Consider the following 19690-nt stretch of genomic DNA (forward strand, 5'->3'; position numbering starts at 1 on the left):
TTATTGCGCGACTTGTTGTTTAAGTTCCATCAGACGCGCCTTATCATTTTCATTGAATGAAGAAACGTCATATAAAGGTTTTTTGTCTACCCCGTCCGCCCGGAATAACCAGGCAAAAAATGACGAAGGTTCCATATGTTCGTCTTTCGCCCAGGCACTTTTATTACCAAGGGAAAGCACAACCTCGCCTTTCTGACCGGCTGCGATGGCTTCGGGGAACTCATAGTAAAAGGTTTTAACGGTTTCGGGGTAGGCTTTGCCATCAATATAGCGCTCAATTGCGTAATGAACGCCAGAGATGGATGTTTTTTCGGGATTTATCATCGTTATGATAAGTGTTGCAGGGGCATCGCCATTAACCTCCTTACCATATTCAATACGCGAGGACTTGAATTCAAAAGTGCGTAGTTTTTCAGTAGCCAGCTCCCGATGCGCCTGTTTTTCTTCCAGCGCCTTTAGCTCATTCCTGGCAGCTTCTTGTTGCTCAGCGTGTTTTTTATTTTCAATGTCTGTCGCCAGTTTAATGATGTCTTTACCCGATTTTCCGTTCAGGGTTTCTTTAAATTTATTTTGTATGAATTCATCGTCTTCCTTTTCCTTAGCCTGAAGTAATTCAGGAATGGAAATGTTACTTAACGCAACAACCTCAATCGCTTTGTCAAACCGAGGTTTGTCGGCGTCATCCAGGCTATTACGGACTTCCTGAATGGATGACTTCATGGTTTCTTCGGTGGTGGTGTCGATTTCCGACTCGTTACAGCCTGCCAGCATCATTACGGCCAGCGCGGGGAGAATGAGTTTTTTCATTGAATATTCCTTGTCGAAAGACACAGAGCCAGAGCGTCTGTAAAAAATGCGCTGCGCGCAATTACCACTTGAGTTTTTCACCGGCGGCTTTGAAATTTTGTTGATACATCATAACGCCCATCAATGTAACGCAGCGGTAGAAAAAAGTTAACTCTTAAACCAGGTGGTTTTTGGGCGCAAAAAAACCGCCCGCAGGCGGTTATGTTTGCGATTAGCTGCCGCGGTCAGTGTTTTATCATCACGTGGCGTACCGTGGTGTAATCTTCCAGCCCGTAGAGCGACATATCTTTGCCGTAGCCGGAGTGTTTCTGGCCGCCGTGGGGCATTTCGCTGACCAGCATAAAGTGGGTGTTAACCCAGGTGCAGCCGTACTGCAGCCGGGCACTGACGCGATGCGCACGCCCGACGTCACGGGTCCAGACCGATGATGCCAGCCCGTACTCTGAATCATTCGCCCAGTCTATAACCTGCGCCTCGTCGTCAAATGCCGTGACGCTCACTACCGGGCCAAACACCTCACGCTGGACGATCTCATCCTCCTGCTTCGCCCCGGCCAGCAACGTCGGCTGGAAGAAGTAGCCGCTGCCCGCGACCTTTTCGCCACCGGTCACCACGCGGATGTGCGGCAGCGCTTTCGCCTTTTCGACGGCAGCGGCCACCCGTTCCAGGTGTGCCAGCGAGCTGAGCGGCCCGAGTTCGGTTTCAGCATCATCGGGCGCGCCCTGTTTCAGGCTGGCGACCGCCGCACCCAGCTTTTCCACCAGCGTATCGTGTATGGCGCGATGCGCGTAGATTCGGCAGGCGGCGGTACAGTCCTGGCCGGCGTTGTAATAGCCGAACGTGCGAACCCCTTCCACAACCGCATCGATATCCGCGTCATCAAACACGATCACCGGGGCTTTGCCGCCCAGCTCCATATGGGTGCGCTTAATCGACGAGGCGGTATGTCCGATGATGTGTTCCCCGGTGGCGATGGAGCCGGTCAGGGACACCATCCGCACTTTCGGATGACCGGTCAGCGCATCGCCGACGGTCTGGCCGCGGCCAAACAGGACATTCAGCACCCCGGCAGGCAGAATGTCTTTTGCCAGCTCCGCCAGCTTAAAGGTCGTCAGCGGCGTGATTTCGGAGGGTTTAATCACCACGCAGTTTCCCGCCGCCAGCGCCGGTGCCAGTTTCCAGGCGGCCATCATCAGCGGGTAGTTCCAGGGTGCGATGGACGCGACGACGCCCAGCGGATCGCGGCGGATCATTGAGGTATGGCCTTCAAGATATTCCCCGGCGGCCAGCCCGTTCAGGCAGCGCGCCGCGCCGGCAAAAAAGCGGAACACGTCCACCACGGCGGGCAGCTCGTCGTTGATTACGCAGTGATAAGGCTTGCCGCAGTTGCGCGACTCCAGCCGGGCGAAGATCTCGGCGTTCTCCTCGATGGTGTCCGCCAGCGCCAGCAGCGCTTCGGCGCGGGCTTTTGGGGTGCAGTGTCCCCATTCGGCAAAGGCAGCATCGGCAGCGCGTACCGCCTCGTCAACCTGCGCTGCGGTCGCCTCGGCAATCTCCAGCAGCACCTCACCAGTGGCCGGGTTGAACACCGGCAGCTTTGCACCGCCCCCCTCCACCAGACTTCCATTTATCAACAGCTGGCTTTGCATCGTGATCCCCTCGCTATCAAGGCCCGGACCCATTCGTCAGGTATATGAAAAACAGTAGCCTTCGGCACGTCGACGCACCGCCCGACGCGCGGATTTTTACTCACGATGTGACGAAGCGCACTGTGTGACAACGAAGCCCGGTAACGGCGTTACGGGCTCGCTGTTTACAGTGTAGATAGCCGTGCTGAGAAAGCGGCAGGCATCATCATTTCCTATGACTTACTGCCGGACATCTCGCGCACCAGCCGCGCCAGGGTTTCCACCGCCTGGCCTTCACGATCGCCCCACTCCCAGGAGGCGTTGAAGCGGAAGAAGTGGTGCCAGGTGTTACTGGTGCTGAACATTTTTCCCGGTGCGATGCTGATGTTGTGCTGCAGCGCCCGCTCGCTCAGTACGCTGGCATCCAGATGGGCGGGAAGCTCCAGCCAGAGAAAATAGCCGCTGTCGCTGCGGTGGATCTTCACCTCCGGCGGCATGACGCGCTGTAGCGTCTGCCACGCCTGATGCTTGCGCTGTGCCAGCTGGCGGCGCAGACGGCGCAGATGAGTGTCGTAGCGTTTGGTCGCCAGGTAATCCACCAGGGCGAGCTGCATCGGCGAACTGGTGGAGAGCGTGCTCATCAGCTGCAGCTGCTGAATGCGGCGCGCATGTTTCCCGGCTGCCACCCAGCCGATGCGAAACCCGGCAACCAGGCATTTCGAAAACGACGAGCAGTGCAGCGTGTTGCCCAGCTCATCAAACGCCCGGGCCGGCAGCGGCTTATCGCGCCCGTAATAGAGTTCGCTGTAGACATCGTCCTCAATCAGCGCCACGTTGTGCGCCGCCAGCAGCGCAACCAGCTTGCGCTTTTTCTCCGGGCTGAGGGTAAAGCCGAGCGGATTCTGGCTGTTGGTCATCAGCCAGCAGGCTTTCACCGGATAGCTGTTGAGCGCCTCTTCCAGCGCGGCGAGATCGATCCCCTCCTGCACATCGGTGGCAACCGAGAGCGCTTTCAGGCGCAGCCGCTCCAGCGCCTGTAGCGCGCCGTAGAAACAGGGATTTTCCACAATCACCCAGTCCCCCGGCTCGGTCACGGCCTGCAGGCTCAGGTTGAGGGCTTCCAGCGCCCCGGCGGTGATGACAATTTCATTCGGAGAGACCGTCATCCCCTGCAGGGCGTAGCGCCGGGCAATGGCGTGGCGCAGCGCTTCGTTGCCGGGGGGCAGGTTCTCGATCACGCTCATGGCGGTGGCGGTTTTACTGACGTTAGCCAGCGAGCGGTTGAGCTGCGCCTGCGGGAACAGTCGCGGATCGGGAAACGCCGAGCCGAACGGCACCACCGCCGCGTTAGTACTGGCCTGCAGGACGTCAAAGATATAGGTGTTGATGTCAACAGCTTCATCACGCATCACCTGGGCGGGCGCGATGGGTTTACGCTTCGGCGGCGTCGGGGCGACGTAATAGCCGGACTGCGGACGCGCGACGATCGCACCCTGCCCCTCCAGCACCTGATAGGCGTGGCTGACGGTCATAAAACTGATCCCGCTGCTGGCCACCTGCTCACGCAGGGACGGCAGCCGGTCACCGGGCTGCCAGACGCCAAGGGCGATCTGGTCGGCTATCTGCTGCGCCAGCCGCTGATATTTTTTCATACGCGCTCCCCGGGAGGCTGACCCGGAATAACAACACCTTAGCCAGACCACCGTGCGGGAAAACGCGCTGCCGTCTGGCTATAACAGAGTGTTAAAACTACACTTTTTTCACTAACTGTTATAGTCAAATAACCCATTTCTGATTCTGCTCCCGATTGTCAGCACTGTTTATCATGTGCAGGACACAAGAATGTCATGAGGATTGTGCATGTTTGGTTTAGACGCGTTTATGTTGGCAAGGATACAGTTCGCTTTTACTGTCTCTTTCCATATCATTTTTCCCGCCATCACCATCGGGCTTGCCAGCTATCTGGCGGTGCTCGAAGGCCTGTGGCTGAAAACAAAAAATCCGGTATGGCGCTCGCTGTACCACTTCTGGTCGAAAATCTTCGCGGTTAACTTCGGGATGGGCGTGGTGTCCGGTCTGGTAATGGCCTACCAGTTCGGTACTAACTGGAGCGGCTTCTCGGAGTTTGCCGGGAGTATCACCGGGCCGTTGCTTACCTATGAAGTGCTGACCGCCTTCTTCCTTGAAGCCGGTTTCCTCGGCGTGATGCTGTTTGGCTGGAACAAAGTCGGGCCTGGCCTGCACTTTTTCGCAACCTGTATGGTGGCGCTCGGCACGCTGATGTCCACCTTCTGGATCCTCGCTTCTAACAGCTGGATGCACACCCCGCAGGGCTACGAGGTGATGAATGGTCAGGTGGTGCCGGTGGACTGGTTCGCGGTCATCTTCAACCCGTCGTTCCCGTATCGCCTGTTCCATATGTCGATTGCGGCGTTCCTCAGTAGCGCTTTGTTTGTCGGCGCGTCGGCGGCCTGGCATCTGCTGCGCGGCAACGACTCGCCGGCAATCCGCAAAATGTTCTCAATGGCGCTGTGGATGGCGCTGCTGGTTGCCCCCATTCAGGCGATGGTCGGTGACATGCACGGCTTAAACACCCTGAAACACCAGCCGGCAAAAATCGCCGCCATCGAAGGCCACTGGGAAAACCCGCCGGGCGAAGCCACGCCGCTGTTGCTGTTTGGCCTGCCGGATATGGAAGAGGAGCGCACCAAATACGGGCTGGAAATTCCGAAGCTGGGTAGCCTGATCCTGACCCACAGCCTTACCGAGCAGGTGCCGGCGCTGAAGGAGTTCCCGAAAGATGAGCGCCCGAACTCCACTATCGTGTTCTGGTCGTTCCGCATCATGGTGGGCATGGGCTTCCTGATGATCGGTCTGGGCCTGATCGCTCTGTGGCTGCGCTATAAGGGCCGCCTCTATCACTCGCGCCCGTTCCACCACTTCGCGCTGTGGATGGGGCCGTCAGGGCTGATTGCCATTCTTGCCGGGTGGGTGACCACCGAGGTGGGACGCCAGCCGTGGGTAGTGTACGGCCTGCTGCGTACCCGCGATGCGGTGTCGGCTCACGGCGATCTGCACATGAGTCTCAGCCTGCTGACCTTTATCGTGGTCTACACCTCGGTGTTTGGCGTCGGCTATCTCTATATGGTGCGGCTGATCAAGAAAGGCCCGGAAGCGGTCGACAGCATTCCGTCCTCCACCACCGGCACCCCTGCCCGTCCGCTTTCGGCGGCTGGCGACAGACTGGAACAGACTGAGGAGCAAAAATAATGGGTATCGATCTCTCCATTATCTGGTTCGTCATCATCGTCTTCTCCACGCTGATGTATATCGTCATGGACGGGTTCGATCTCGGGATCGGTATTCTCTTCCCGTTTATCCGCGACCCGCATGACCGTGACGTGATGGTTAACACCGTCGCACCGGTCTGGGACGGCAACGAAACCTGGCTGGTGCTGGGCGGTGCCGGTCTGTTCGGTGCTTTCCCGCTGGCCTACGCAGTGATTATCGATGCACTGACAATCCCGTTCACCGCCATGCTGATTGGCCTGATTTTCCGTGGCGTGGCGTTTGAGTTCCGTTTCAAGGCCACCGAATCGCACCGCCCGTTCTGGGATATCTCGTTCCTCGCCGGGTCGATTCTGGCGACCTTCAGCCAGGGCGTGGCGGTGGGTGCGGTGATCAACGGCTTCCCGGTGGAAGGCCGCACCTTTGCCGGCGGCGCGCTCGACTGGCTGACGCCGTTCAACCTGTTTTGCGGCCTCGGCCTGGTTGTCGCCTACGCACTGCTGGGTGCCAGCTGGCTGGTGATGAAGAGTGAAAATCCGCTGCAGGACAAGATGCGCGCGGTGGCAAAACCGCTGCTGCTGGCGCTGCTGGTGACCATCGCCATCATCAGCGCCTGGACGCCGCTGACGCACCCGGCCATTTCAGAGCGCTGGTTCAGCTTCCCGAACCTGTGGTTCCTGATGCCGGTCCCGGTGCTGGTGGTGCTGTTCAGCCTGTGGCTATGGCGCTGCCTGAATAACCCGAACAGCCATACGCTGGCCTTCGTGCTGACGCTGGGCCTGATTTTCCTCGGTTTCAGCGGGCTTGGCATCAGCATCTGGCCGCACATCATCCCGCCGTCCATCACCATCTGGCAGGCCGCGGCACCGCCGGCAAGCCAGGGCTTTATGCTGGTCGGCGCGCTGCTGATTATCCCGGTGATCCTGGTCTACACCTTCTGGAGCTACTACGTGTTCCGCGGCAAAGTCCAGCATGGGGAGGGTTACCATTGATGAGTGAACACAAAACGGCTGAGCATAACCCCCTGTGGAAACGGCTGCTGTGGATGGTGGTGCTGTGGGGCGGTAGCGTGCTGGCCCTGACGCTGGTCGGCATGTTCTTCAGGGTGCTAATGACGGCGGCGGGGTTTAAGTCGCATTAACGAACAAGGGAGGCGAAAGCCTCCCTTTTTTTGCCTGTGTAGCACAGGTCAGCGTCACCAGCCTTCTGCATCGCCACGGCGGGTGCGCAGGCTTACCCGTCCCGGGGTTGCCTGCTGTGCGTAGGGTGGGTAAGCGCAGCGCACCCACCTGCAAAAAACGCCGGGTAAAACTCAGACCGATGCGCCTTTACGCTTCGGCAGGGTCTTCATCAGGTCGTCGGCGCTGATGGAGGCGACCACGCTGCCCGGCAGCGGCATTTTCAGGATGTGGTTTTTCATCTTGCCAATTACATGCATCTCACACGGACGGCAGTCGAATTTCAGGGTCAGCACTTCGTCGCCGTTAATCAGCTGCATCGGCGTGGCCTTCCAGCTCTTGATATTGCCCTTCGCCTGTTTCGGGCACAGGTTAAAGGCGAAGCGCAGGCAGTGCTTGGTGATCATCACCGGCACGTCGCCCTTCTCTTCATGCGCTTCATAGGCCGCATCAATCAGCTGCACGCCGTAGCGGTGATAAAACTCGCGCGCTTTGTGGTTATAGACGTTTGCCAGGAACGACAAGTGCGTTTCCGGGTAAACCGGTGCCGGATCGCTCACTGCTTTACGCAGGCCGCGTGGATATGCCGCCAGACGCGCCGCGTCCAGCGCCTCAACCGCGTCGCGGCGCAGCTGATTGAGCTGGCTGTTCGGCACAAACAGCGCGCCCGGCAGATTCACCTGCAGATCGCGGGCGTAGTAAATGGTCTGGCCGAGTTTCGTCAGGCCGTCCTGCAGGTTCGCCAGCGCCTTCTCCGCGTTGGTGGCCTCATCGAACTGCCCGTCAAGGGTTTGGGTAACGCTGACACCGTCTTCGCTGGTGAGAGTCAGAATCAGCTGCTCCTGCCAGCCGCTGAGTTCGATATCCAGCGCGATACGCCGCTCGCTGGAGGTTTTCAGCAGCGCCTGCTGCCAGTTGTGATCGAGGTTGCGGTTGAGCGCGTGATGCGGACGCAGATTTTTTAGCCCGTCCGGCATCTCGTTCGGGAATACGCGATAGCGGTTGTCACCGGTCTTCTGCGCCACGTTGACGCGAAAACCTACCACTTCGCGTTTAATCATCACGTTCAGCCCGTCGCCGTTAGCCAGCGGTTCGGTGGTTTCCACGTCGAGATGATCTTTACCCACTTTCAGCACTTCCCCCACCGGCAGACCGATAAATTTCGGTGAGTCGAAGGCACCGATGTCGATCTTGCGGGCGTTGACGAAGTAGTCGGTGCTACCGCGATGGAAGGTTTTGTCGGTGGACGGCACGAAGAAGTGCTCGGTGCGCCCGGCGGAACACCGCGCCAGGTCGCCGCGATCCTCGATAATCGCGTCCAGCATCTGACGATAGTGCGCGGTGATGTTCTTCACGTAGCTCATATCTTTATAGCGCCCTTCGATTTTGAAGGAGCGAACCCCGGCATCAATCAGCGCCGCCAGGTTCTCAGTCTGATCGTTATCTTTCATCGACAGCAGGTGTTTGTCGTAGGCCACCACACGCCCCTGATCGTCTTTCAGGGTGTAGGGCAGACGGCAGGCCTGGGAGCAGTCGCCGCGGTTGGCGCTGCGTCCGGTATGGGCGTGAGAGATGTTGCACTGCCCGGAATAGGCCACGCAGAGCGCACCGTGAATAAAGAACTCAATGGTGGCGTCAGTATGCTCGTGAATGGCTTTGATCTGCTGAAGGTTCAGCTCGCGCGCCAGCACGATCTGCGAGAACCCGGCATCGGAAAGGAACTTCGCTTTCTCCACCGTGCGGATGTCGCACTGGGTACTGGCGTGCAGCTCAATCGGCGGGATGTCCAGCTCCAGCACGCCCATATCCTGCACGATCAGCGCATCCACCCCGGCCTGCCAGAAATCGGTGATCAGGCGCTGCGCCGGCTCCAGCTCGTCATCATGCAGAATGGTATTCAGGGTGACAAACACCTTCGCACCGTAGCGATGGGCGAACGGCACCAGTTCAGCAATGTCGCGCAGGCTGTTGCTGGCATTATGGCGGGCGCCAAAGCCAGGGCCGCCGATGTAGACGGCGTCAGCACCGTGAAGGATGGCTTCACGGGCGATAGCGGCGTCGCGAGCCGGGCTGAGCAGTTCGAGGTGAGAAGATGGCAGGCGCATAGTTAATTATTATCCGGGATGTCGAAAGGCGGCTATTGTAGTCAGAAGCCCGTCACAGGGGAATAGCTGCGCGCCCGGCAATGCTATTTCCATCAGACGGCAAAGCAGCGGCGAATATGTTATTTCCCCGGCGCGCACCGCAGGGGTAGGCTGAAGTGGTTTTCCGGACTGTTACCTCCCGATCGCACTGTCGTTGTGATCCGTCGTTGTTTACCGCAAGCTAGCTGCTTGCGGTTTTTTTTAGCGCGGCGGCGGATAGTGGATCAGCGAGTGAAACAGCACCGGCTCTGGCTGCGCATTGCGGTACGCGTGCGGCGCATCGCCGGCAAAGCGCAGCCCCTCTCCGCTATGTAACGTCCGCCACTCGCCCGCCGTCTGCAGCTCCAGCACGCCGTGGATCACCACCACATGTTCAGTTACCCCAGCCTCATGAGGCGTGGAGTCGCTCTGCGCGCCCGGCGCGAGGGTGATAGCGAAATAGTCGCATCGCAGTTGCTCATCGAACGGAAACAGCGGTGCGATGCTCATGCCGTTCTGCTGCGGATCGTACACCGGCCGCGGCGGGGTATCAGCCGCTGAAATAAAGTACGACAGCGGTACGTTAAGCCCGGTAGCGATCTTCCACAGCGTCGCGACCGTCGGGCTGGACTCATTACGTTCGATCTGCCCCAGCATCGCTTTCGACACGCCGGTAACGGCGGCAGCCTGAGTCAGGCTCAGCCCGCGATCGTGCCGCAGCTGTTTCAGCGTGGCGGCAAGGTGATGTGCGATATCCATAGCGTCCTCCTGTGAAGCGAAAGTATACCGGGTTGTGCGCTATAGCGCACGGTGCTACATTCACCGGACGTTATAACGCACAGGTGAGGCACTATGCGCGCATTTTCTCTTCCCCTGCCCACGCTGCTGGCCGGGTTCGTGGCGGTGCTGGTCGGTTACGCGAGTTCCGCCGCCATTATCTGGCAGGCCGCTCACGCCGCCGGCGCGTCCCCTGAGGTGATTGCCGGCTGGATGACGATGCTCGGGATCGGTATGGGGGTCAGTACGCTGGTGCTGACGCTCTGGTTTCGCGCCCCGGTGCTGACTGCCTGGTCAACCCCCGGCGCGGCGCTGCTCGCCACCAGCCTGGAAGACGTCTCGCTCAATGAGGCGATTGGGGTGTTTATGTTCGCCTCGGCGCTGATCGTGTTGTGCGGCGTAACGGGCCTGTTTGCCCGGCTGATGAAGGTGATCCCCCACTCGCTGGCGGCAGCGATGCTGGCGGGGATCCTGCTGCGGTTTGGCCTTCAGGCCTTTTCCACAATGCAGAGTCATCTCCTGCTGTGCGGCGGTATGTTTATCGCCTGGCTTCTGGCTAAAGCCGTTGCCCCGCGCTATGCCATTGTGGTGACGCTGCTGGTCGGTCTGCTGCTGGCCGCTGTCAGCGGGAACATTGCAACCGATGCCGTGAGCATTGCGCCGGTGCTGCCCACGTTTATCGCCCCGCATTTTACGTTCTCCACGCTGCTGGGCGTCGGGGTGCCCTTCTTTCTGGTCACCATGGCGTCCCAGAACGCGCCCGGGATCGCCACCCTACAGGCGGCGGGCTATCGTCTGCCGGTCTCCACCCTGATGGTAGTGACCGGGGGCATCGCCCTGCTGCTCGCCCCGTTTGGCGTATTTTCCATCTGCATTGCGGCGATCACCGCCGCCATCTGCCAGAGCCCGGACGCCCATCCTGATGCGGATAAGCGCTGGCTGGCAGCGGCCGCTGCGGGTGGATTTTATCTGCTGGCGGGGGTTGCGGGCGGCTCGATCGCGACGCTGCTGACCGCACTGCCCGAGGCGTGGGTGGTGATGCTCGCCGGGCTGGCGCTGCTCGGCACCATCAGCGGCAGTCTGTGGCAGGCGCTGGTTAACGAGTCAGAACGCGATGCGACAGTAGTGACTTTTCTGATTACCGCTTCCGGGTTTGCGCTCTGGGGGATAAGCTCGGCATTCTGGGGCCTGGTGGCCGGGGGTGTCAGCGTCTGGCTGCTGAAGCGCAGAGCTGTCTGAATGCGCTACCCGGCCATGCCGGGCAGCACAGGATTACTTCGCGGGCGCGGAATTAAACATCTCGGCGTCTACCGCCAGATCGTCAATCACGCTTTTCAGGGTGTCCACCGTCATTGGGGTGTTCTCGTTGCGCAGCGTTTTACCTGCGCCTTTGCGCACCACTTTCATCACCGGCTGCTGCGTGGCCGCATCAATCAGCTCGCCCTCAAAATAGAGATCGGTGTTCATGGTGCGATGCCCGGTGGCCACCTGGGTGCCGGCCACCACCAGCGCGATCGGCAGCACCTCATACACCTGGAAGCCTTTCTTGCTGCTGTCGACCCCGGTGATAGCCCCGCGGAAGATCAGACTGCGCGGCCCGGGAGTGGTAACCAGCGGTTTGCGTTTCGCTGCGGCTTCTTTCATGCGCGTGTTGGTGTAATTCAGCACGCCGTCCAGCATCTCCTGACTCACCTGCGCGGTAGGTTGCGGCGGCGGATAGAAGACGATGGGGTTATACACCATGCTGTCGTAATTCGCTTCGTTGAAGCCCGGCGCGACCCAGCGCAGCACCGGTTTACCCGACGCGGACGTCGTTTCCTGTAAGTCTGAATAATCCTTTAAAAAACCGGAATACTTATCTGATTGTGTGACGTTTGATGAACAGCCCGCCAGCACCAGTGCGGCGGTAAGCAGTGAGGTTTTGACAAACGGTGATATACGCATTGGTTGTTCCCTATAGATGAGCCCTCAGGCTCTGTATTTATAGTTAACTGCGTCGGCGGCGGCGAGTCTAAAAATGCCTCGATGAGATAATTATAACGGCGCGCACATTTTTCATTCATGGTGTTTATGAATGTGACAAATTATGCGGCGATAAGCTGAGAAGTGATAAAAAATACCCCGCGGCTACGGGGTATCGCGGGATTATTTTTTCACATCGACCTGGTAGAAAATGTGTTTCCCGAACGGGTCCACTTCATAGCCGGTGACGTTATTGCGCACCGGCTCAAAAATGGTCGAGTGGGCAATCATCACCGCGGGCATCTGGTCATGCATCATCTGCTGCGCCTCTTTGTAGAGGGCCGCACGCTGCGACTGCTCGGTGATAGCGCGCGCTTTGATGATCAGATCGTCAAACGGCTTGTAGCACCACTTCGCCGAGTTAGAGCCGCCCTGCGCCGAGGTGCAGGTAAACAGCGGGCCGAAGAAGTTATCCGGATCGCCGGTAGCGGTGGTCCAGCCCATCAGCGCCGCCTGATGCTCGCCGCCCTTCACGCGCTTGAGGTACTCGCCCCATTCATAGGTGACCACCTTCGCGGTGACGCCCACCTTCGCCCAGTCGGCCTGAATCATCTCCGCCATGCGTTTGGCGTTCGGGTTATAAGGGCGCTGAACCGGCATTGCCCACAGGTCGATGGTCATGCCATTGGCAAAACCCGCCTCTTTCAGCAGCGCTTTGGCGCGTTCCGGATCGTAGGGGTAATCGGCGCGCTCGGCGTCCGCGCTCCAGACGCCCGGCGGCAGGATGTTTTTCGCCGCGGTACCGGTGCCGTGGAACACCGCATCGATAATTGCCGGTTTGTTGATGGCTAATGCCAGCGCCTGACGCACCTTCACGTTATCCAGCGGCGGCTTTTGGGTGTTGAACGCCAGGAAACCGGTGTTCAGCCCGGCCTTCTGCATCAGGGTAATGTCTTTGTTCTCCCTCATGCGCGGCAGATCCGCCGGATTCGGGAACGGCATCACCTGACACTCATTTTTCTCAAGCTTGGCGAAGCGCACCGACGCGTCGGGGGTGATACTGAACACCAGGCGGTCAAGCTTCGCTTTGCCCTGCCAGTACTCCGGGAAGGCGGTAAAGAGAATGCGCGAATCTTTCTGATAACGCGCGAGTTTGAACGGGCCGGTACCGATCGGCTCCATGTCTACCCGCTCCGGAGTGCCGGCTTTCAGCATCGCGTCGGCGTATTCCGCTGACAGAATCGAGGCAAAGTACCAGGCCAGGTCGGCGACGAACGGCGCTTCAGGGTGGGCCAGGGTAAAGCGCACGGTATGGTCGTCCACCTTGTCGATGGCAGTAATCAGCTTGCCGAACTCCAGGCTCTCAAAGTTGGAGTAGTTACCGTTGGAGACGTTGTGATACGGATGTTTCGGGTCCTTCTGGCGCATGAACGAGAAGATCACGTCGTCAGCATTAAAGTCGCGGGTCGGGGTGAAAAACTTGTTGCTCTGAAACTTCACGCCCTTACGCAGATGGAAGGTATACACCTTACCGTCTTCGCTGACCTCCCACTTCTCCGCCAGGCTCGGCACCAGTTCAGTGGTGCCGGCTTTAAAATCTACCAGCCGGTTGTAGATGGGGACCGCGCTGGCATCCACGCTGGTGCCGGAGGTGTACAGCTGCGGGTTGAAGTTCTCCGGCGATCCTTCGGAGCAATAAACCAGGGTGTTGGCCGCGACAGTGGAACTGACCGTCAGGGCGGCGAAAGCCACAGCAAGTGTGGTGAGTTTGCATCTCATAGCGTTTCCTTCTCTATTTTTATTGCGCCGTAATGAATGCTTGTAGTTTGCCTTTGCATAAATAACATTAAAGTAACAACGCAAACACCTGATAATACAAATAAAGAAGGAATCACTATGTCCTCGCCGCTCGCCAGTCAATTAACCCAGCGTTTCTTCCGCTACCTCGCTATCAGCAGCCAGAGCGATGCCAGAGCCACTACGTTGCCCAGTACGCCGGGCCAGTTCGCCATGGCGCAGGCGCTGGCCGACGAGCTGAAAACGTTCGGGCTGGAAAATATCGTTATTGATGAACATGCCACGGTAACGGCGGTGAAACCGGGCACCGTCGCGGGCGCGCCGCGCGTCGGGTTTATCACACATATCGATACCGTGGACGTCGGACTGTCGCCGGATATTCATCCGCAGATCCTGCGCTTTGAAGGGGATGATCTCTGTCTCAACGCCGAGCAGGCGATCTGGCTGCGCGTAGCCGAGCATCCTGAAATCCTCAGCTACCCCGGAGAAGAGATTATTTTCAGCGACGGAACCAGCGTGCTGGGGGCGGACAATAAGTCAGCGGTGACGGTGGTGATGACGCTGCTGGAAAACCTGCGTCCTGAGCACCAGCACGGTGACATCGTGGTGGCGTTTGTGCCGGATGAAGAGATTGGCCTGCGCGGTGCCAAAGCGCTGGACCTGGCGCGCTTTGACGTTGATTTCGCCTGGACCATCGACTGCTGCGAGCTGGGTGAAGTGGTGTATGAGAACTTTAACGCCGCCCAGGCGGAGATCCGCTTCCACGGCGTGTCGGCGCATCCGATGTCCGCCAAAGGCGTGCTGGTGAATCCGTTGCTGATGGCTACCGACTACATCAGCCACTTTGACCGCCAGCAGACCCCGGAGCACACCGAGGGCCGCGAGGGATACGTCTGGTTTAATGGCATCTCCGCCAACCAGAATAAAGCGGTATTGCAGGCCAGCATTCGCGATTTCGACCGCGACAGTTTTGCGAAACGCAAAGCGCAGATTGCGGAAGTCGCCGACGCCATTGCCAGCCGCTACCCCACCGCGACGGTGGAGTTTGACATCAGTGATGTCTACAGCAATATCAGCAATGCAATTGGCGAGGATCGCCGCGCCATTGACCTGATTTTTGAGGCGATGGCGCAGCTGGGGATCGCGCCGAAAGTGACGCCGATGCGCGGCGGCACCGACGGGGCAGCGCTTTCGGCGAAGGGATTACTGACGCCTAACTTCTTTACCGGCGCGCACAACTTCCATTCGAAGTTTGAGTTCCTGCCGCTGAAGGCGTTTGAAGCCTCTTATAACGTGGCCCTGCAGATCTGCCTGCTGGCGGCTAAGCCTTACGCATCAGCGCCGTCGCAAATCGCTGTTTGATACGGTTTCCCTGGGCGTCGGTGCGGTGCAACTCGCCGACGTCCTCATTGTATTTAATGACTTCCCATCCCGCGTAGTAGTCGCGCAGCTCGCCCTCCTTAAAGCCGAACGGGAACATCTCCAGCTTCGGATAATCGGCGCTGTCCATCGCGGCCACGATCAGGTTATAGCCCCCTGCTACCGTGGCGCGCTGCATATCGCCAATCAGACGCGGGATCGCCTGAGGCTGAAGGAACATCATCACCACCGTGGAGAGAATAAACTCGTACTCGCCGTCGAACGTCAGCGAGTTAAGATCCTGTTCGGCAATTTTCATTCTGTCGAAACCTTCTGCCGCCGCGATCTCGCGCAGGCGAGCCAGGCTACCGGGATGTTTATCCCAGGCAGTCACGTCAAAGCCCTGACTCGCCAGCCACAGGGCGTTGCGCCCGCCGCCGCAGCCGAGATCCAGCGCCCGGCCTGGTTTCACATAGTTAAGCGCATTCAGCACTTCTGAGTGCGTCGCCGTTAAGCCATATTTTTCACTGAAGTAGTTCTCATCGCGATGTGTCATGTCACTCCCCTGTAGCTGATAAGCGAGGCGTAAATTGTATTACCAATGCAACTTCACGTCCAACGGCGGGCGCGGCAATCTCTGCTAGCTTTATGACAGGAGACTGCCGGAGCGCTTTGATGAATAAATATGAATTAACCACCGCCTCACAGCGCATCAGCGTTGAGATCGAGGGCGAAAATCAGTGGGTGGAACTGCATCAGATCCGCGCCCTGCGCGACTTCAACGATGTTACCGCCGGCAGCTGCGGTGGCTGGGTGGCGGACGTCGCCTGTCTTAGCCAGCAGGGCGACTGCTGGATTTATGCCGAAAACTGTCTGGTGCTGGCGGGGGCGCGCATTGAGGATAACGCCCGGATTACCGGTGCCTGCGTGATTGGCGACGGCGTGCGCATCCGGGAAAACGCCTGGGTCGATAACGCCCGGCTCAGCGACGGCGCCGACATCAGCGGCAGTGCCACGGTGCAAAGTTCGGTGGTTAGCGGCGGCTGTGTCATTACCGACGAGGCGCGGGTTATCAACCACAGCGAGGTGGATGCCTCGCAGGGGCTGACCGCCGACGATACGCAGCAGCTGCGGATTTACCAGCAGGCGACGGTGAATCATTCAAAAGTGGTGCACCAGGCGCAGATTTACGGTCGGGCGATGGTGGTGCATGCCTTTGTGGAACATCGCGCCGCGGTGTTTGACGAAGCGCTGGTACAGGGCAACGCCGAGAACAGCGTCTGGATCTGCGACTGCGCGCAGGTGTATGGCCGGGCGCGCATCCTTGCCGGCAGCGGGGAGGATCAGTGCCCCACCCTGCGCTACAGCACCCGGGTGTATGGCAATGCGTTAATCGAGGGCGACTGCGTGTGCAAGCACCGGGTCGAGATTTACGGCGATGCCATCCTGTGCGGCGGCCCGATCCTGCTGGATGAGGGCGTTAGCGTGTACGGCCGCGCCCGCATCAGCGGCGACGTGGTGATTGAGAATCAGGTGACGCTGTGCGATGACGCGCAGGTTGAAGGCGGTCACGGGGAGACGCTGCACCTGCGCGGGGCGAAAACCATCAGCGGGACGCAGCGGGTTACCCGCACGCCGTTCTATGGCGTGTTCTGATGCTCGCCGACTATGCGGGCGTAAATATGCTGGTCGTGGTACGCCCCGTTGAGGTATTCAGCCTGCTTCAGACGCCCCTCAAGGGCAAAACCGTTGCGCTGGGCTACCCTGTTGCTTGCCTCATTGGTGACGATGCATTTGATGACAAAGCGCCGCACCTCCCCTTTGTCGGCATAGTGCTGCATGATCGTCTGCACGCTGTGGCTGATGATGCCCTTCCCCTGCATTGCCTCCGCCAGCCAGTAACCGATATAGGCCGTTTTGTTCAGCGGCTCGATCTGGTTAAACGACAGCACACCGCACAGTTCGTCGCGCCAGAAGATGAGGAACATTTTGGCGTAGCCGCGATGATGCAGCATATAGTTACCCTGCGCGGTTTTGCGCGTCTCTTCCGGGCCGGTCACATACTGCGGCCAGTTCATCGCCTGCTGCAGATAATCCCGGTTGGCGACGACCAGCGCATACAGCGCATCGACATAGCGTTCGTGCACTGAACACAGCACGATGTCCTCATTCACTCTCAGTTCTTCATCCTGCCACTGCGCGGATTCCTGCATGCCTGCTCCTTTGCCGTCTGGGTCGATGTCTTTCTTTTTACTATAGTTATAAATCGTCATCTACAGGAGGACTGCGAATGGTTGAAGTTAAAGGCGTGGATCATCTGGTGATTTCAGTCAGCGACATGGCGGTATCGCGCCAGTTCTATTCCGGGCTGATGACCTTTCTCGGGTTTGAACTGATGTCCGACGGAGAAAACATGGTGGGCTGGCGCAACGGCGTGACCCGGCTGTGGATTGCCCAGGCCGATGCCCAGGGCCTGAAACACCCTTATCGCAAAGGCGATCCGGGTTTCCACCACTACGCCTGGCAGCTCGACAGTCGTGCGAGCGTGGATGCGCTACAAACCTGGCTTAAAGAACACAACGTACCGATCGCCGATCCTGCCGGAGAATATTACGAGGATTATTACGCAGTATTCTTCCTCGACCCGGACGGTATGAAGCTGGAAGGGATGTACTACGGTAAAGCATAAAAACGCGACTGACAGGGTGGGTAAGCGTAGCGCACCCACCTCCGGAACGCAGTAGTGGCGGGTGCGCAGGCTTACCCGCCCTGGGATATTCAACCTTATCACTGCCATATGTAGGGTGGGTAAGCGTAGCGCACCCACCTCCGGAACGCAGCAGTGGCGGGTGCGCAGGCTTACCCGCCCTGGGAAACTACGCTAAAGCAAAAAAACGCCCCATTATCGGGGCGTTTAACTTAGCGCATCTGGCGGTCGTCAACGTAGTTACGCTTGTCCGGTGCCGGCGGGAAGTACTGGTAGAGCCAGGTTTCACTGATGGCTTCGCCCTGACAGCGCAGGAACATACGCATCTCAACCGGGTCCACCGCATCGTTGGTCGGATACCAGTCAAACTGAATGCGATAGCCGTCGAAGGGTTCGACGTAGAGGATCTCAACCTGCTTCGCTTCGCCGTTCGAGAGCGTGATCACCGGTTCGATGCCGCGCGGCGCGGCGTCTTTCAGGCCCGGGCCGACAAAATCGATGGCGAAGCGGCGCGCCCACACTTTCGGGTAGTGCTCGCCCGGCGCCCAGCCTTCCGGGAAACCGCCCATTCCGCTGCGGGTCGCGTGGACGCGCGCCAGCGGCGTATGCACCGGCGGCTGTGCGCTCCAGTACAGACGATATTTGAAGTTGAGGGTATCCCCGGCTTTGATCGCTTTCTCCGGCTGCCAGAAGCAGACGATATTATCCAGCGTTTCGCCGGTGGTCGGGATCTCCATCAGGCCGACGGTGCCCTTGCCCCAGTTGTTACGCGGCTCCACCCACAGGCTCGGGCGCTTGTTATACCACCCCATGATGTCCTGATAGTTGTCGAAGTCGCGATCCAGCTGTAACAGACCAAACCCCTTCGGGTTGTTATCCATGAAGGCATTGAACTGCAGCTTCTGCGGGTTGTTCAGCGGGCGGCAGATCCATTCGCCGTTGCCGCGCCACATCGCGAGACGGTCCGAGTCATGGATTTGCGGGTGAATGGTGTCGCACATGCGGCGCTCGTGATTGCCGCAGCTGAACATGCTGGTCATCGGCGCGATGCCCAGCTGTTTGATGTCTTTGCGTGCGTAGAGGTGGTTCTCCACCTCCATGATCACCTGCGCCTGCTCACAGTGAATGGTGAACTTATACGCCCCGGTGACGCTCGGGCTGTCGAGCAGCGTATAGACCACAAACGTGGTGTCGTCGGCTTTCGGGGTTTCGAACCAGAACGAGGTGAAATCCGGGAACTCTTCCGGGGTGTCGGTGAAGGTGTCCACCGCCAGGCCGCGCGCGGAGAGGCCGTACTGATAGGTGTTATCCACAGCGCGGAAGTAGCTGGCACCGAGGAAGGAGACGATGTCGCGGCGCGCCAGTTCAGGGGCTTTAAAAGCGCGGAAACCGGCAAAGCCGAGATCGCTCTGCCCTTCGAGCTGGCGGGTATCCACGCCAGCGTCGTTGTAGTTGAACAGTTCCGGACGGAAATGGATTTCGCGCGCCTGACGGGTCGCGGCATCCAGCGAGAACATGCGCACGCGGCGGCGGAAGCCCATGCCGACGTGGAAGAACTGCACGTCCAGCTCGCGGCCTTCAATGTTGCTCCACAGCGAGTGGTCGGCATCGTACTGAATACTGTTGTACTGCTGCGGCGTCAGGTTAGCGAGGGTGTCCGGCAGCGGTCGCGGCGCACCGCCCCACGGCTGACCGGCGAGATCTTCTGCCATCGACTGAAGGACAGAGAAATCAAAGGCGCGGCTCTGCCCGTCCGCGATGCCAGCGTCCTGCGCCCAGGCTTCGCGGGAGAAAAGCGTAGCCAGACCTGCTGTACCGCACGCTGCGGCGAGCGCCATTGAGGCTTTAATAAAACGTCTGCGGTTCATGCCTTTAAAATCGTCCTTCTTATTGTCGTGGTAATCAACTTCCGCGCGGGGCGGAACGAAACGGCAAGAGAGTGCAACGACTGCAAGCCGTTCACTCTAGACAACATTTACGCCAAATCCAATGACTCTCCGTCCGGTTTGTTAAAAAGGCCCGGACTTTTTGAAACGCCACCGGAAAGTCCCGAAAACAATGCAA

Annotated in this window: 17 protein-coding genes; 7 read left to right on the top strand and 10 right to left on the bottom strand. The window is 58.9% G+C overall.

What is annotated here, in order from left to right:
* The 3 genes from KFZ77_RS09760 to KFZ77_RS09770 all read right to left on the bottom strand — a co-directional run bounded on the left by KFZ77_RS09760 (window position 1) and on the right by KFZ77_RS09770 (window position 4087).
* Entirely contained in the window at window positions 1-807 is an 807-nt protein-coding gene (locus KFZ77_RS09760) for a membrane lipoprotein lipid attachment site-containing protein (RefSeq protein WP_264384030.1), read from the bottom strand.
* Window positions 808-1031: 224 nt separating this feature from the next.
* Window positions 1032-2456, bottom strand: a complete 1425-nt coding sequence (gene patD, locus KFZ77_RS09765; RefSeq protein ID WP_031519372.1) for an aminobutyraldehyde dehydrogenase — start codon at window positions 2454-2456, stop codon at window positions 1032-1034.
* A gap of 212 nt (window positions 2457-2668) precedes the next feature.
* On the bottom strand, window positions 2669-4087 hold the full coding sequence (locus KFZ77_RS09770) for an aminotransferase-like domain-containing protein (RefSeq protein WP_264384031.1): 1419 nt from the start codon (window positions 4085-4087) through the stop codon (window positions 2669-2671).
* 208 nt (window positions 4088-4295) lie between these two features.
* On the opposite strand from KFZ77_RS09770, the gene KFZ77_RS09775 reads away from it, so the two are divergent.
* The 3 genes from KFZ77_RS09775 to KFZ77_RS09785 are packed head-to-tail and all read left to right on the top strand — an operon-like array spanning window position 4296 to window position 6864.
* The gene (locus tag KFZ77_RS09775; protein ID WP_031519368.1) at window positions 4296-5705 is read left to right on the top strand and encodes a cytochrome ubiquinol oxidase subunit I; all 1410 of its coding nucleotides are present in this window, start codon (window positions 4296-4298) and stop codon (window positions 5703-5705) included.
* On the top strand, window positions 5705-6715 hold the full coding sequence (gene cydB / locus KFZ77_RS09780; protein ID WP_264384032.1) for a cytochrome d ubiquinol oxidase subunit II: 1011 nt from the start codon (window positions 5705-5707) through the stop codon (window positions 6713-6715). The genes KFZ77_RS09775 and cydB overlap by 1 nt, the downstream gene beginning before the upstream one ends.
* Window positions 6715-6864, top strand: a complete 150-nt coding sequence (locus tag KFZ77_RS09785; RefSeq protein ID WP_072001948.1) for a DUF2474 domain-containing protein — start codon at window positions 6715-6717, stop codon at window positions 6862-6864. Before cydB ends, KFZ77_RS09785 begins: the two co-directional genes overlap by 1 nt.
* A gap of 171 nt (window positions 6865-7035) precedes the next feature.
* On the opposite strand, the gene KFZ77_RS09790 is transcribed toward KFZ77_RS09785, so the two are convergent.
* A complete protein-coding gene (locus KFZ77_RS09790) occupies window positions 7036-9006 on the bottom strand; it encodes a peptidase U32 family protein (protein WP_264384033.1) in 1971 nt (656 codons plus the stop codon).
* A gap of 240 nt (window positions 9007-9246) precedes the next feature.
* Window positions 9247-9783 (bottom strand): helix-turn-helix domain-containing protein, encoded by a 537-nt coding sequence (locus KFZ77_RS09795; RefSeq protein ID WP_264384034.1) that lies wholly within the window; start codon window positions 9781-9783, stop codon window positions 9247-9249.
* Window positions 9784-9876: 93 nt separating this feature from the next.
* Between KFZ77_RS09795 and KFZ77_RS09800 the strand changes: the two genes are divergently transcribed.
* Entirely contained in the window at window positions 9877-11040 is a 1164-nt protein-coding gene (locus tag KFZ77_RS09800) for a benzoate/H(+) symporter BenE family transporter (protein ID WP_264384035.1), read from the top strand.
* A gap of 33 nt (window positions 11041-11073) precedes the next feature.
* Here the strand turns inward: KFZ77_RS09800 and KFZ77_RS09805 are convergent, their stop codons facing one another.
* Together KFZ77_RS09805 and KFZ77_RS09810 are read right to left on the bottom strand one after the other, a co-directional pair.
* On the bottom strand, window positions 11074-11745 hold the full coding sequence (locus KFZ77_RS09805) for a DUF3313 domain-containing protein (protein ID WP_264384036.1): 672 nt from the start codon (window positions 11743-11745) through the stop codon (window positions 11074-11076).
* 201 nt (window positions 11746-11946) lie between these two features.
* Window positions 11947-13542 (bottom strand): ABC transporter substrate-binding protein, encoded by a 1596-nt coding sequence (locus tag KFZ77_RS09810; RefSeq protein WP_031519358.1) that lies wholly within the window; start codon window positions 13540-13542, stop codon window positions 11947-11949.
* A 117-nt stretch (window positions 13543-13659) separates the two neighbouring features.
* Between KFZ77_RS09810 and pepT the strand changes: the two genes are divergently transcribed.
* On the top strand, window positions 13660-14922 hold the full coding sequence (gene pepT / locus KFZ77_RS09815; RefSeq protein ID WP_264384037.1) for a peptidase T: 1263 nt from the start codon (window positions 13660-13662) through the stop codon (window positions 14920-14922).
* On the opposite strand, the gene tehB is transcribed toward pepT, so the two are convergent.
* A complete protein-coding gene (gene tehB / locus KFZ77_RS09820) occupies window positions 14882-15475 on the bottom strand; it encodes a tellurite resistance methyltransferase TehB (RefSeq protein ID WP_264384038.1) in 594 nt (197 codons plus the stop codon). The genes pepT and tehB overlap by 41 nt on opposite strands.
* Before the next feature lie 119 nt (window positions 15476-15594).
* Here tehB and ydcK point away from each other — a divergent pair, with 119 nt between their 5' ends.
* Window positions 15595-16575, top strand: a complete 981-nt coding sequence (gene ydcK, locus KFZ77_RS09825; protein ID WP_264384039.1) for a YdcK family protein — start codon at window positions 15595-15597, stop codon at window positions 16573-16575.
* Here ydcK and rimL read toward each other — a convergent pair.
* Window positions 16560-17132 carry a 50S ribosomal protein L7/L12-serine acetyltransferase gene (gene rimL, locus KFZ77_RS09830; protein ID WP_264384040.1) on the bottom strand — a complete coding sequence of 191 codons (573 nt, stop codon included), beginning with the start codon at window positions 17130-17132 and terminating at the stop codon, window positions 16560-16562. The genes ydcK and rimL overlap by 16 nt on opposite strands.
* A gap of 77 nt (window positions 17133-17209) precedes the next feature.
* On the opposite strand from rimL, the gene KFZ77_RS09835 reads away from it, so the two are divergent.
* A complete protein-coding gene (locus KFZ77_RS09835; RefSeq protein WP_031519349.1) occupies window positions 17210-17608 on the top strand; it encodes a VOC family protein in 399 nt (132 codons plus the stop codon).
* Window positions 17609-17838: 230 nt separating this feature from the next.
* Here the strand turns inward: KFZ77_RS09835 and KFZ77_RS09840 are convergent, their stop codons facing one another.
* Complete coding sequence (locus KFZ77_RS09840; RefSeq protein ID WP_264384041.1) at window positions 17839-19494, bottom strand: glucan biosynthesis protein D; 1656 nt, start codon at window positions 19492-19494, stop codon at window positions 17839-17841.
* Window positions 19495-19690: the final 196 nt, after the last annotated feature.

The sequence above is a fragment of the Siccibacter colletis genome (assembly GCF_025914095.1).
GTDB classification, from domain to species: Bacteria; Pseudomonadota; Gammaproteobacteria; order Enterobacterales; family Enterobacteriaceae; genus Siccibacter; species Siccibacter colletis.

Excerpts from the sequence above, each read along its gene's own strand:
- KFZ77_RS09785 (WP_072001948.1), top strand. The coding sequence starts at position 6,715 with ATGAGTGAACACAAAACGGCTGAGCATAACCCCCTGTGGAAACGGCTG.
- KFZ77_RS09805 (WP_264384036.1), bottom strand. The coding sequence starts at position 11,745 with ATGCGTATATCACCGTTTGTCAAAACCTCACTGCTTACCGCCGCACTG.
- tehB (WP_264384038.1), bottom strand. The coding sequence starts at position 15,475 with ATGACACATCGCGATGAGAACTACTTCAGTGAAAAATATGGCTTAACG.
- KFZ77_RS09795 (WP_264384034.1), bottom strand. The coding sequence starts at position 9,783 with ATGGATATCGCACATCACCTTGCCGCCACGCTGAAACAGCTGCGGCAC.
- KFZ77_RS09810 (WP_031519358.1), bottom strand. The coding sequence starts at position 13,542 with ATGAGATGCAAACTCACCACACTTGCTGTGGCTTTCGCCGCCCTGACG.
- KFZ77_RS09840 (WP_264384041.1), bottom strand. The coding sequence starts at position 19,494 with ATGAACCGCAGACGTTTTATTAAAGCCTCAATGGCGCTCGCCGCAGCG.
- KFZ77_RS09760 (WP_264384030.1), bottom strand. The coding sequence starts at position 807 with ATGAAAAAACTCATTCTCCCCGCGCTGGCCGTAATGATGCTGGCAGGC.
- KFZ77_RS09835 (WP_031519349.1), top strand. The coding sequence starts at position 17,210 with ATGGTTGAAGTTAAAGGCGTGGATCATCTGGTGATTTCAGTCAGCGAC.
- KFZ77_RS09775 (WP_031519368.1), top strand. The coding sequence starts at position 4,296 with ATGTTTGGTTTAGACGCGTTTATGTTGGCAAGGATACAGTTCGCTTTT.
- rimL (WP_264384040.1), bottom strand. The coding sequence starts at position 17,132 with ATGCAGGAATCCGCGCAGTGGCAGGATGAAGAACTGAGAGTGAATGAG.
- patD (WP_031519372.1), bottom strand. The coding sequence starts at position 2,456 with ATGCAAAGCCAGCTGTTGATAAATGGAAGTCTGGTGGAGGGGGGCGGT.
- KFZ77_RS09800 (WP_264384035.1), top strand. The coding sequence starts at position 9,877 with ATGCGCGCATTTTCTCTTCCCCTGCCCACGCTGCTGGCCGGGTTCGTG.
- cydB (WP_264384032.1), top strand. The coding sequence starts at position 5,705 with ATGGGTATCGATCTCTCCATTATCTGGTTCGTCATCATCGTCTTCTCC.
- ydcK (WP_264384039.1), top strand. The coding sequence starts at position 15,595 with ATGAATAAATATGAATTAACCACCGCCTCACAGCGCATCAGCGTTGAG.
- KFZ77_RS09770 (WP_264384031.1), bottom strand. The coding sequence starts at position 4,087 with ATGAAAAAATATCAGCGGCTGGCGCAGCAGATAGCCGACCAGATCGCC.
- KFZ77_RS09790 (WP_264384033.1), bottom strand. The coding sequence starts at position 9,006 with ATGCGCCTGCCATCTTCTCACCTCGAACTGCTCAGCCCGGCTCGCGAC.
- pepT (WP_264384037.1), top strand. The coding sequence starts at position 13,660 with ATGTCCTCGCCGCTCGCCAGTCAATTAACCCAGCGTTTCTTCCGCTAC.